The following is a 12,835-nucleotide window of genomic DNA, read 5'->3' on the forward strand; positions in this document are numbered from 1 at the left end:
TGGCTGGGTCGGAAGGCGCGTCATCCCCAAATGCTCAGGCTGAATCTGGGCCCCGGCCTTCGCCGGGGAGAGCGGGAATTGGCGGGACATCACACCACCCCCGGCAGATCGCTCGCCGCCGCGATCACCGCGCCGGAGCGGACCAGCCGGTTGGCGGCCTCCATGTCCGGGTGAAAGTGCCGGTCGTCGTCCAGGTGCGGAACCTGCTTGCGCACCAGCCCCCGCACCGCCTCCAGCACCTCGCTGGACTTCAGCGGCGCATGGAAGTCGCAGCCCTGGGCCGCCGCCAGCAGCTCGATGGCGATCACCGCCGTGGCGCTCTCGACCATGGCCAGCAGGCGCCGCGCGCCGTGGGCGGCCATCGAGACGTGGTCTTCCTGATTGGCCGAGGTGGGGATGGAGTCGACGCTGGCCGGATAGGCCTTCTGCTTGTTCTCCGACACCAGGGCCGCCGCCGTGACCTGCGGGATCATGAAGCCGGAGTTGAGGCCCGGCTTGGGCGTCAGGAAGGCCGGCAGGCCCGACAGGGCTGGGTCGACCAGCATGGCGATGCGACGCTCGGCGATCGAGCCGATCTCGCAGACGGCCAGGGCGATCATGTCGGCCGCGAAGGCTACCGGCTCGGCGTGGAAGTTGCCGCCGGACAGGGCCTCGTCGCCGCCCTCCACGTCGCTTGGGAAGATCAGTGGATTGTCCGACACGCCGTTGGCCTCGGTGGCCAGGGTGGTCGCCGCCTGTTTCAGCACGTCCAGCGCCGCGCCCATCACCTGGGGCTGGCAGCGCAGGCAGTAGGGATCCTGGACCCGCTCGTCCTCCTTCAGATGCGAGGCGCGGATGGCCGAGCCGGCCATCAGGCCGCGCAGGGCGGCGGCCGTCTCGATCTGGCCGACATGGCGGCGCAGCAGGTGGATGCGCGGATCGAAGGGGGTGTCCGAGCCCTTGGCGGCCTCGGTCGACAGGGCGCCGGTGATCAGGGCGGACTGGAACAGCAGCTCGGCCTCGAACAGGGCGGCCAGGGCGTTGGCGTTGGAGAACTGGGTGCCGTTCAGCAGGGCCAGGCCCTCCTTGGGACCCAGCACCAGCGGCGTCAGGCCGGCGTCTTCCAGGGCCTGGGCGGCCGGGACGCGGACGCCGTCGATGAAGATCTCGCCGACCCCGATCATGGTCGCGGCCATGTGGGCCAGCGGCGCCAGATCGCCTGAGGCGCCGACCGAGCCCTGGCAGGGGATCACGGGCGTCAGGTTCTGGACAAGCATCGCCTCCAGCAGCCTGACCGTCGCGGCCCGCACGCCCGAGGCGCCCTGGGCCAGGCTCGCCAGCTTCAGGGCCATCATCAGCCGGATCACGGGAACCGGCGACGGCTCGCCCGTGCCGGCGGCGTGGGACAGGACGATGTTGCGCTGGAGCGTCTCCAGGTCCTCGTCGCCGATGCGGACGCTGGCCAGTTTTCCAAAGCCGGTATTGATCCCATAGACCGGCTCGCCCCGGGCCAGGATGCGTTCGACCGCACTGGCGCTTTCCTCGATCACCGGCCAGGCGCCGTCGTGCAGTCTGGCGTGCGCGCCGCGATAGACCTTCTTCCACTCCATCAGGAAGACTTCGCCGGGATGCAGCACAACCATGGTCAATGACCCTTCCAGACGCGGGCATGGAGCGGGTTGAAGCCCATGCGATAGACAAGCTCGGCGGGACGCTCGATGTCCCAGATGGCGAGGTCACAGGCCTTGCCGGCCTGCAGGGTCCCCCGGTCGGCCAGCAGGCCCAGCGCCCGGGCGGCCTCGCGGGTGGCGCCGGCGACGCATTCCTCGACCGTCATGCGAAACAGGGTGGCGGCCATGTTCATCACAAGCAGCGGCGAGGTCAGGGGCGAGGTGCCGGGGTTGCAGTCGGTGGCCAGAGCCATCGGCACGCCGGCGGCGCGCAGGGCGTCGATGGGCGGCAGCCTGTGTTCCCGCGTGAAATAGAAGGCGCCCGGCAGCAGGGTGGCGACCATGCCGGCGGCGGCCATCGCCTCGACGCCGGACTGATCCAGGTGCTCCAGATGGTCGGCTGACAGCGCCCAGAACTCGGCGGCCAGGGCCGCGCCGTTCTGGTTGGACAGCTGCTCGGCATGGACCTTGATCTTCAGGCCCCGGGCGTGGGCCGCCTGGAACACCCGCCGCGTCTGGGCGGGGGTGAAACCGATGCCTTCGCAGAACACGTCGACCGCCTCGGCCAGCTTCGCGTCCGCAACGGCGGGGATCATCTGCTTGCAGACGAGATCGATATAGGCCTCCGGGTCGCCCTTGAACTCCGGCGGCAGGGCGTGGGCGCCCAGCAGGGTGGTGCGGATATCGATTGAACGGCAGTCGGCCAGGGCTCGGGCGGCGCGCAGGCTCTTCAGCTCATGTTCCAGCGACAGGCCATAGCCGGACTTGATCTCGACCGTGGTCACGCCCTCGGCGATCAGGGCGTCCAGGCGGTGCAGGGCGGCGAGGACCAGATCGTCTTCAGACGCCGCGCGGGTGGCGGTCATGGTCGAGACGATGCCGCCGCCGGCCCGGGCGATCTCTTCGTAGGATGCGCCGGCCAGACGCAGCTCGAACTCGTGGGCGCGGTCGCCGGCGAACACCAGATGGGTGTGCGGATCGATCAGGCCGGGGGTGATCCAGCGGCCCTCGCAGTCGATGATTTCGGCGGCTTCAAAGGCGGGGGCGTCGGCCTTTGCGCCGGCATAGGCGATGCGGCCGCCCAGCGCGGCGATCACGCCATGGTCGACCTCCCCCAGGCCTTCGTGGGCAGGATCCAGCGTGGCGAGACGGGCATTGATCCATACCCGATCACAGCGCATGAGCTCCCTCCCAGGACGCGCGCCGGGACCTTGCGGGGCGCTTCAATATGTATAGACATATTTGCGAACGATGAGGTTTGTCCAGTGACCGAAGCGGAGAATCCCGCCCAAGCCCATGGGGGCGCGGGATCGACGGTGGTGTGGTGCCAGAGCGCTCTGTTGGCCGACGGCTGGGCACGCGGCGTCAGGCTGACCCTGTTAGAAGGCCGCATCGCCCGCATCGACACCGACGTCCCGGCCGGCGACGCCATCGGCGTCGGCGCGGCCCTGCCGGGGCTGGGCAATGTTCACAGCCACGCCTTCCAGCGGGCCATGGCGGGCCTGGCCGAGGCGCGGGGCGACACGGGCGACAACTTCTGGACCTGGCGCGAGGTGATGTACCGCTTCCTCGGACGCCTCACCCCCGACGACGTCCAGACCATCGCCGCCATGGGCCAGATCGAGATGCTGGAGGGCGGCTTCACCCGCGTGGGCGAGTTCCACTATCTGCACCACGACCCTTCGGGCGGGTTCTATGACGACCCTGCCGAGATGGCTGTGCGCATCGCGGCGGCTGCGGACGAGACGGGCATCGGCCTGACCCTGCTGCCGGTGTTCTACGCCCATTCCAACTTCGGCGGCGCGCCGCCCACGGATGGGCAGAAACGCTTCATCCACGATGTCGACGGCTTCGCGCGCTTGGTGGAGCGCTGCCGCGAGATCGTCGCCGGAACGCCTGACGCGGTGGTCGGGATCGCGCCCCACAGCCTGCGGGCGGTGACCGCTGAGGAGCTGGACGCCATCCTGCCCCTGGCCGGCGACGGCCCGATCCACATGCACGTCGCCGAGCAGACTAAAGAGGTCGACGACTGCCTGGCCGCCACCGGCCAGCGTCCGGTCCGTTGGCTGATGAACCACACGCCCGTCGACAAGCGCTGGTGCCTGATCCACGCCACCCATATCAACGCCATGGAGACCGAGCGCCTGGCCAAGAGCGGTGCCGTGGCCGGCCTGTGCCCGGTCACCGAGGCCAATCTGGGCGATGGCGTTTTTCCGACCCACGATTATCTGGCGGCCGGCGGGAGTTTCGGCCTGGGCACCGACTCCAACATCCTGATCGACGCTGCCGAGGAAGTCCGGGCCCTTGAATACGCCCAGCGCCTGACCCGACGCGCCCGCAACGTGCTGGCCGGCGGACCTCGGCGCTCGACCGGCGGCGAGCTGTGGCGCGGCGCCTGCGCGGGCGGCGCCCAGGCGCTTGGCGCGGGGCGAGGCGGGCTGAAGCGCGGCGCGGCGGCCGACTTCATCACCCTGGACGCTGAGCATCCCGCCCTGATCGGGCGCGAGGGCGATGCCCTGATCGACAGCCTGGTCTTCGCCGGCCGCCACGGCGCCGTCGACACCGTCTGGCGCCAGGGCCGCCAGGTGGTCGAGGGCGGTCGCCACCACGCCCGCGAAGCGGTCGCCGCCCGCTATCGCCAGACCCTGAAGGCTCTGCTGGCGTGAGCTCGGCCCCGCTGCACCAGCGCATCCGCGGCGATATCGAGGACCGCATCCGCTCGGGCGAATGGCCGCCGGGCCACCGCGTGCCGTTCGAGACCGAGCTGATGGCCCAGTACGGCTGCGCCCGCATGACGGTCAGCAAGGCGATGGCGGCCCTGGTCGAGGCCGGGCTGATCGTGCGCCGCAAGCGGGCCGGCTCGTTCGTGGCCCGGCCCCGGGTGCATGCGCCGGTGCTGAACATCCCCGACATCCAGTCGGCCATCCTGTCGCGCGGCGAGACCTACGCCTTCCGCCTGCTGTCGAGCCATGTGCGCAGCGCCGAGCGCGGAAACGCCGACGAGCGCGAACTCGCGGCGGGCGGCAAGCTTCTGGCGCTGGAAGGCGTCCACGACGCCGGCGGCCGACCCTTCGCGCTGGAGCGCCGCCTGATCAGCCTGAAGACCGCGCCGGACGCCGCGACCGCCGACCTGTCGGCGACCCCGCCGGGCGCCTGGCTGTTGGACCATGTCGCCTGGACCGAGGCCGAAAGCCGGATCAGCGCCGTCAACGCCGACGCCGACGTCGCCGCCCTGCTCGACCTTGACGAAGGCGCCGCCTGCCTGGTCGTCGACCGCCGCACCTGGCGCGCCGGCGAACACGTCACACGCGTGCGGCAGGTGTTCCCGGGCGAGGCCTATGACCTGATCGCGCGGTTCGGACCGGGAACCTAGAGGCCCCACAAGTTCCCCGGGGCTGAAGGCGGCAGCGCGGGTCACCATCGTTCGCTCGACGCCGAGCAGCACAGCCAGGCAGTCGAGGAGAGGAGACGGTCAGTCTTTGGGCGGTCCAACGGCCCAGCCGCCGCCGAGAGCCTGATAGAGCGCCACGGCGTTCTGCAGCCGCGCCTCACGGACCTGGGACAGGACTGTCTCGGTCGCAAGCAGTCCGCGCTGGGCGTCGAGCTCCTCCAGATAGGCGACGTAGCCGGCCTGGTAGCGCTTGCGGGCATGATCCAGGGCCGAGGCGGCGGCGGCGCGCTGTCGAACGGCCGCTTCTTCCTGTTCGGCCAGACGGCCGGTCCCCTCCAGCGCGCTCTCGACCTCGCCAAACGCGGTGAGAGCGGCTTTGCGATAGCCGAAGGCGGCCTGGTCGCGGCGGGCCGTGGCCGCGTTGGACTGGGCGCGCAAACGACCACCGTCGAAGATCGGCGCCAGGGCGCTGGCGCCGAGGCTCCAGACGGTCAGGGGGTCCAGATGCTCGACAAAGAGGCCGCCACCGGCCGCCGAAAGGCGCACCTGAGGCAGGAAGGCCGCGCGCGCCGAGGCAAGGTTGGCGTCGGCCGCGGCGAGCACGGCCTCGGCCTGGGCGATGTCGGGGCGACGGACCAGAAGCGAGGAGGGCAATGGTGCGGTTGGCTGAGGGATGGACAGCGCACCCAGCGTTCCCCGCGCCACGGATTGGGAGGTCTGCCCGACAAGCAGGGTCAGCGCCGACTCCTGGCGCCGGATCGCCAGTTCAAGAGCCGGGACGCGCTGGGCGGAGGCTTCCAGCTCCCCTTCGGCCTGGCGCAGTTCGAGGTCGGAGGTCACGCCTTCGCGCGCTCGTCGGCGCGCGCGGGTGGCGGCCTCCTGGCGCGAGGTCAGGGCTGCGCGCGCGGTGGCCAACTGAGCGTCCAGCGAGAGCAGCGCCACATAGGATCGCGCCACGGCGGCCGATACGGAAAGTCGCGCGGCGTCGCGAGCGTCACGGCTGGCCTGCAGATTGGCCCGGCCGGCGGCGTCGGCGGCGCGCAGACGGCCCCACAGATCGACCTCGTAGGCGATCTGCAACTGGGGCTGCGCCGCGAGTGTGACGGACGGTTGGCCAAAGGCGTTGAGGTCGCGCGCCTTTTGAACCCCCGCCGTCAGGCTGACGGAGGGCAGCAGCGCCGCGCTGGCCAGCCGGCTCTGAGCCTCGGCTTCGCGCACCCGGGCCTCGGCCGCGCCAAGATCGGCGTTGTACGCCAGGGCCGCCGCGACAAGTTCCGATAAATGGGGATCGCCGAACGTCTTCCACCAATCGGCGGCGACGGCATCGTTCGAGAGGGTCGCCTCGGCGCGCCAGCCTGCGGGCGGCACGATGGCGGCCGCGTCAGGCGATGACGTTCTGGGGCCGGGCGTCGCGCACGCCACCAGGACGCTCACGCCGGCCATGCAGATCAGGGCGCGGCGCATCACGGGCGGTCTTTCGAGCTGGTGTCGACCTCGGCCTGGACCGACATGCCCGGACGCAGACGGGCGAGGTCGGGTTGGCCGGTATTCAGAACGATGCGCACCGGCAGGCGCTGGGCGATCTTGGTGAAGTTGCCCGTCGCGTTCTGGGGCGGCAGGATGCTGAATTCCGAGCCCGTGGCGGGGGAGACCTGTTCGACCCGGCCCGCGAAGCGCTGGTCGCCCAGGGCGTCGACGGTGATCTCGGCCTTCTGGCCGGGACGCATGCGACCTGACTGGCGCTCCTTGAAGTTGGCGATGACCCAGCGCTGCGGCGGCACCAGGGAGACAAGCTGGCTGCCGGCGGTGACCCACTGGCCCTGGCGAACCCCGACCTGGCCCAGTTGGCCATCAGCGGGCGCGACGACGACGGTGTTGGTCATGTCGATCTCGGCCAGCCGCAGCGCGGCCCGGGCGGCGGCGACGGCCGCTTCCAGGCCCTGACGTGAAACGCCGACCGACCGAACGTCCTGGCGGGCGATCTCACGGCCGGCGCGGGCCGACGAAAGGGTCGCCTCGGCCGCCCGCAAGGCGGCGCGGGCCTGGTCGCGCTCACGCAGGGAAACCGAGCCGTCAGTGGCGAGTTCGGCGACGCGATCCAGGTCGGCGCGGGCCCGCTCGACCTGCGCCTGGGCCGCGCCGATATCGGCCTCGCGGCTGAGTACGGCCGCTTCACGTGAGGCGCGGGCCTGGGTCGAATTGGCCAGATCGGCTTCGCGGGCGGCCACTGTGGCGCGCGCCTGATCCACGCGCTGGGCATAGATGCGCTTGTCGATCTCGAACAGCGGCTGCCCCTTGCCCACCGTCTGAAAGTCCTGGGCCATGACCCGGACCACGTAGCCGCTGAGTTGGGGCGCGACCACCGTCACCTGCCCACGGATATAGGCGTTGTCGGTTCGCTCGACCGACCCTGCGAAAGGCGGCAGTTTCCAGAAGAACAGGATCAGCGACACCAGCGCCAAGGTAACGATCACGGTGACGATGATCGCCCGTACGCTGGGCGGCTTGGGCCTGACGGGCGGCGGCGCGGCCGCGGCGGCGCGGTCTTCCGGCTGAGGCGCGGGTTGGGTCGCGGGGCCTGGCGGCGGGGAGGGCGCGTCGGTCATGCGGTCTCTCGGGTGGGAACGTTGGGGCCGGCGGTCTGGGGCGCGGTGTTTGCCGCGGCCTTCATGCGCATGGCCAGTCGGGCGAAGAGGAAGCCGGCGTAGAAGAACTGGACCAGGGCGATCACGCCGATCACCAGGAAGACGTCATTGAAGGCCAGGATGTTGGCCTGCTGTGTCACCTGCTGGGTCAGCAGAGCGCCGGCGTCGGCGGCGCGAAGTGCGGGGTCGGCCTGGGTCGAGGCGTAGACCCCGGCGTAGCTCTGCAGTGTCGCCGCGACGGTGGGATCGGCGCCGGTCAGGCGTTCTGCCAGCCCGACGGCGTGTTGTTGCGCCCTTACGGTCTGGAAGGTCCCGAGCATGGCCGCGCCGAACAGGCCGCCCAGGCTCTGGGCCACGCCGAACATGACGGAGAAGGTGATGATCGAGCCCAGGCCCCTGTTCAGAAGCTGGCCGATGCCGAACATGAAAGATGGACCCAGGAACATGGCCGCGGCGAAGGCCAGCAGGGCCTGACTGACGAAGAGCTGGCCAGGACCTGTCTGGAGCGTAGAGCCCGCGTCCATGAAGGCGGCGACGGCGATCAGCACGATCGACAGCAGGAACTGCGGCGCCAGGGTCTTCTGATTGAGGGTCATGGCGCTCAGCACGATGCCTGCGGCCGTCGCCGCAAGAACGACGCCGTAGAGCAGGCGCTGTTGTTCCTGAGCCAGGCCCAGGGCCTGCATCAGGCCGGCAGCCCCGACGGTCTGTTCCGACAGGATCACCCTCACCAGGGCGACGTTCAGACAGAAGCGCAGGAAGGCGCCCGTGGCGACCCAGCGCGTGTCGATCAGCGGGTGCGTCCGGCCGTGCTCGATGAGGCTGCCCGCCACCAGCATGATCACGGCGACCACCAGACACCAGCCTAGCCATGGCGTCTCGAACCACCAGAGGATGCGGCCCAGGCCCAGCATGGCGACGACCAGGCCGAGGCCTCCGCCCAGAAGGGCGAAGGTCAGCGCGTCGATGCCCTCGAACACATGGATACGGACGCCCTGGGGGAGACGAAACAGGAGGACGGCGGCCAGAGAGGCGGCGGCCAGGCTGGCCTCCAGCGCGTAGAGTCCCTGCCAGTAGGCCGCGTCGAGCAATCCGGTTGAAATCACCCGCGCCAGCGGCGCGCCGAGCTGTGAAACACCGACACCCAAAACCAGGGCGCCGATGCGGAACGAGGCCGGAAAGGCCTGCAGCATGTAGAACATGGCCAGCGCCGTCAGGGCGGCGGCTCCCACGCCGCTGATCGCCCGCAGAACCAGGGCCATGGCGAAGTTGTCGAGCGCCAGATGGGCGAACGCCGCTACCGTGTAGACGCCCAGGAAAACCAGGGCGAACCGGCGGATGCCGAACTGCTGGCGGTACTTCACCAGCAGGAGGTTCATCGAGATGTTGGTCATCAGGTAGATCGTGGTCAGCCAGGCGCCCTGGGTGGGGCTCAGGCCTAGCGAGCCCTGGATGGCGGGCAGATTGACCTGGACGAGCGCCGCGCCCAGCGAGCCGGTGACGCCGATCAACAGGCTGATCAGGCCGTGTACGATCCGGAAGCCGGTCGGGAAATCAGGTGTGGATGGCGAGCCCGGCAGCATCGGGCGCTCATGCGGAAGCCAGTCTGGCGTCTGTCCGATCTGCTGGCCGTGCTCTGGCATGGCGCGGGCGGCGCTAGCAGCGTCTGGTGGAGTTCGTACGTTTTCGCGGCGGCGAAACGACCTGAATCATCCCCGACATGTTTTCCACCAAGTCTGCCAACCTGCGGACAGTGGGGCGACCCGCTTCACGGGTCAAACCTTGGATGTCCAGGTCCTGGATGAGCGCCATACGATTTTCCAGCAAACTTCCGTGAGGGGGACCCGCCATGGTGTTTCGACGCCGACCACCCGGCCCGCCTGTTCGTATCATCCGAAGACGGGACGAGGCTCATCGGGTCCGAGCGCAAGAGGCCTGGTCATGCGCCGAACGCATGCGCGCCGCCGGCGGTGAACCTCCGGAATCCGGAACGGTTCCATAGTGACGCTGCAGGCGATTGTCCGCAGCATGGGGCTGGCGTTCTCCTTCCGCTCGGGTTAGCAGCCCCCCATGATCCGCCTCGACAATATCTCCAAGCAGAACGGCCACCAGCTCCTGTTCATCGAAGCCTCGATGGGCATCCAGAAGGGTGAAAAGGTCGGGCTTGTCGGCCCCAACGGCGCCGGGAAGACAACGCTGTTCCGCATGATCACCGGGCAGGAGCAGCCCGATGACGGACTGGTCGCGATCGATGCCGGCATGACGATCGGCTATTTCAGCCAGGATGTCGGCGAGATGTCGGGCCAGAGCGCGGTCGCCGCGGTGATGGACGGCGTCGGCCCCGTCAGCGCGCTGGCCAGCGAAATGGCCAGGCTCGAGGCGGCCATGGTCGATCCGGACAAGGCCGACGAAATGGACACGATCCTCGAGCGCTATGGCGAGGTGCTGGAACGCTTCCAGGAACTGGACGGCTATGCCCTGGACGCGCGGGCGCGCGAGGTGCTGGCCGGCCTGAGCTTCAGCCAGGAACGCATGGACGGCGATGTCGGTCTGCTGTCGGGCGGCTGGAAGATGCGCGTGGCGCTGGCCCGCATTCTGCTGATGCGGCCCGACGGCATGCTGCTGGACGAACCCAGCAACCACCTGGACCTGGAAAGCCTGATCTGGCTTGAGGCCTTCCTCAAGAACTATGACGGCGCGCTGCTGATGACCTCGCACGACCGCGCGTTCATGAACCGCATCATCGGCAAGGTGGTGGAGATCGACGCCGGCTCCCTGATCACCTATTCGGGCGATCTCGACTTCTATGACCAGCAGCGCGCGCTCAGCGAGGCGCAACGCCAGGCGCAGTACGAGCGCCAGCAGGCCATGCTGGCCAAGGAAATCAACTTCATCGAGAAGTTCAAGGCGCGCGCGTCGCACGCCGCCCAGGTCCAGAGCCGGGTCAAGAAGCTCGACAAGATCGACCGCGTCGAGGCGCCGCGCCGTCGCCAGTCGGTCCAGTTCGAGTTCAAGAACCCGCCGCGGTCAGGCGAGGACGTGATCAGCCTGCGCAATGTCCACAAGGGCTATGGTGCCCAGCCGATCTATGACGGCCTGGATTTCCTGGTGCGCCGCAAGGAGCGGTGGTGCGTGCTAGGCGCCAACGGCGCCGGCAAATCGACGCTGTTGAAACTCGTGGCCGGCGACACCAAGCCCGACCAGGGCGTAGTCAATATCGGCGCTAGCGTCAGGATGGGCTATTTCGCCCAGCACTCCATGGACCTGCTGGACGGCGAGGAGACGATCTTCGAGTCTCTGGAGAGCTCGTTCCCGCAGGCGGGCCAGGGCGCGCTGCGCACCCTGGCGGGCTGCTTCGGTTTCTCCGGCGACGATGTCGAAAAGCCCTGTCGCGTCCTGTCGGGCGGCGAAAAGGCGCGCCTGGTCATGGCCAAGATGCTGTTCGATCCGCCCAACCTGCTGGTGCTGGACGAGCCGACCAACCACCTCGACATGGCCACTAAGGAGATGCTGGTCGCGGCCCTGGCTGACTTCGAGGGCACCATGCTGTTCGTCTCGCACGACCGCCATTTCCTGGCGGCCCTGAGCAACCGCGTGCTGGAACTGACGCCCGAGGGCGTCCACCAGTACGGTGGCGGCTACACGGAATATGTCACCCGCACGGGCCAGGAAGCGCCGGGGCTGCACCCGGGCGGGTAGCGGCCTTTGCCTCTTGAGGCGCTTCGTTTCGTCCCGGCCTCGTGCAGTCATCCGGTCACGGCTGAACGCAACGCTAGGTCAGGCCTTGGCCATGGCCGGCGTGGCCGCGACCGCCGGTTCGGCCGCCATGCGCTTCGCCGCCAGGCCAAAACAGATGACCGACGCCAACATGGTGATCGAAGCGCCCGCGCAGGCGATGTTCAGACTTTGGACCGGCCCGAATGTCGGGCTGAGGAGATCACTGGCCGATCCGACGGCTAGAGGCCCAAGCCCCAGACCAATCAAGCTTGTCAGGAAAAACAGTATCGCCGAGGCGGTCGCGCGGACGTTGGCGCTTGCCAGAACCTGGACCGAGGCGAAAGTCGGCCCGTAGGCCATCGCGTGCAGGAACACGCCGACCATCAGGGCGGCCAGCGCCAGCGCAAGGTTTGGCGCGAAGGGCATCAGGCCCAGGAACGGCGTGGACGCCAGCAGGACAAACATCGGCTGTCGAGCATAGCCGGCGATGCCGCCGCGCGCGGCGCGGTCGGCCAGCCGGCCGCCGATCACCGTACCCGCGCCGGCGCCGAGTCCGATGATGAGCCCGAGGGCCAGACCGGCCAGGCCCGCAGGCCCCAGCCCAAGCTTCGCCCCCAGCTGCGTAAGCGCCTCGCCGTGATTGCGAAGAAACAGCGATCCGAAGAAGGTGGACTGACCGTAGTAGGAAAACGACGTCAGCGCGGCGGCGAAGGCGATCAGCCAGAACGCGGGCTTGCGCTTCAGCTCGGCGAACGCGTCCATGAAGGACCGCAGACCGTTGGTCTGCATGGCGAGCGCAGGGCGCAGGCGACGCGGCTCGCGCAGGGTGACAACGGCGATGACCGCCACACCCAACCCAGGCAATCCGGCGGCCATGAAGGCCGCGCGCCAGCCAAGGCTGTCTACGATGAGGCCGCCCACCGCCAGGCCCAACAGCGAGCCGAGGGGAATGCCCAGGGAATAGAAAGCCAGGGCCGAGGCCAGTTTGGCGCGCGGTGTGAACTCGGAAATCAGCGAATGGGCCGCTGGCGTACAGCCGGCCTCGCCGATCCCGACCCCGATCCGCGCCAGAATGAGTTGCGGGAAAGAGCGAGCCAGACCGCAGACGGCGGTAAATGCGCTCCAGATGGCCAAGGAGACAGCGATCAGTCGAACGCGGTCCCCGCGGTCGGCCAGGCGCGCCACCGGCAGGCCTACCGCCGAGTAGAAGAGCGCGAAGGCCAGGCCGCTGACCGCGCCGATCTGCCAGTCGGCGAGGTTCAGATCAGACTTCATCGGTTCGGCCAGGATCGTGACGATCTGCCGATCGAGCATGTTGAGCGCGTAAATCAGCATCAACAGCACCAGGGCGTAGCGTCGATAGCCTGCGGACCACGCCGGTTGCTCGGACGGGGATCCGATAGATGTCTGTTCAGCCATGGACCTGCTCGTTG

8 protein-coding genes and 1 pseudogene are annotated in these 12,835 nt (G+C 69.1%); 3 read left to right on the top strand and 6 right to left on the bottom strand.

The window, feature by feature from the left end:
* Positions 1–89: 89 nt before the first annotated feature.
* Together hutH and hutI are read right to left on the bottom strand one after the other, a co-directional pair.
* On the bottom strand, positions 90–1,622 hold the full coding sequence (gene hutH, locus ACW17V_RS04640) for a histidine ammonia-lyase (protein ID WP_492108738.1): 1,533 nt from the start codon (positions 1,620–1,622) through the stop codon (positions 90–92).
* Between the two features lie 2 nt (positions 1,623–1,624).
* The gene (gene hutI, locus ACW17V_RS04645; protein ID WP_492107707.1) at positions 1,625–2,830 is read right to left on the bottom strand and encodes an imidazolonepropionase; all 1,206 of its coding nucleotides are present in this window, start codon (positions 2,828–2,830) and stop codon (positions 1,625–1,627) included.
* A gap of 84 nt (positions 2,831–2,914) precedes the next feature.
* On the opposite strand from hutI, the gene ACW17V_RS04650 reads away from it, so the two are divergent.
* Together ACW17V_RS04650 and hutC are read left to right on the top strand one after the other, a co-directional pair.
* On the top strand, positions 2,915–4,315 hold the full coding sequence (locus ACW17V_RS04650; RefSeq protein WP_492107708.1) for a formimidoylglutamate deiminase: 1,401 nt from the start codon (positions 2,915–2,917) through the stop codon (positions 4,313–4,315).
* A complete protein-coding gene (hutC, locus tag ACW17V_RS04655; RefSeq protein ID WP_492107709.1) occupies positions 4,312–5,022 on the top strand; it encodes a histidine utilization transcriptional repressor HutC in 711 nt (236 codons plus the stop codon). The genes ACW17V_RS04650 and hutC overlap by 4 nt, the downstream gene beginning before the upstream one ends.
* A gap of 99 nt (positions 5,023–5,121) precedes the next feature.
* Here hutC and ACW17V_RS04660 read toward each other — a convergent pair whose 3' ends face one another.
* From ACW17V_RS04660 to ACW17V_RS04670, 3 genes are read right to left on the bottom strand one after another with little or no spacing between them, the layout of a single operon-like run.
* Positions 5,122–6,504 carry an efflux transporter outer membrane subunit gene (locus tag ACW17V_RS04660; protein WP_492107710.1) on the bottom strand — a complete coding sequence of 461 codons (1,383 nt, stop codon included), beginning with the start codon at positions 6,502–6,504 and terminating at the stop codon, positions 5,122–5,124.
* Positions 6,504–7,646, bottom strand: a complete 1,143-nt coding sequence (locus ACW17V_RS04665) for an HlyD family secretion protein (RefSeq protein ID WP_492107711.1) — start codon at positions 7,644–7,646, stop codon at positions 6,504–6,506. Before ACW17V_RS04665 ends, ACW17V_RS04660 begins: the two co-directional genes overlap by 1 nt.
* Positions 7,643–9,328 carry an MFS transporter gene (locus ACW17V_RS04670; protein WP_492107712.1) on the bottom strand — a complete coding sequence of 562 codons (1,686 nt, stop codon included), beginning with the start codon at positions 9,326–9,328 and terminating at the stop codon, positions 7,643–7,645. The genes ACW17V_RS04665 and ACW17V_RS04670 overlap by 4 nt, the downstream gene beginning before the upstream one ends.
* A gap of 427 nt (positions 9,329–9,755) precedes the next feature.
* On the opposite strand from ACW17V_RS04670, the gene ACW17V_RS04675 reads away from it, so the two are divergent.
* Complete coding sequence (locus ACW17V_RS04675) at positions 9,756–11,384, top strand: ABC-F family ATP-binding cassette domain-containing protein (protein ID WP_492107713.1); 1,629 nt, start codon at positions 9,756–9,758, stop codon at positions 11,382–11,384.
* A gap of 78 nt (positions 11,385–11,462) precedes the next feature.
* Here ACW17V_RS04675 and ACW17V_RS04680 read toward each other — a convergent pair.
* Positions 11,463–12,782: pseudogene (locus ACW17V_RS04680) on the bottom strand (spinster family MFS transporter); the annotation flags it as partial.
* Positions 12,783–12,835 lie beyond the last annotated feature (53 nt).

This window comes from Caulobacter sp. FV2ye17ST, from assembly GCF_058680955.1.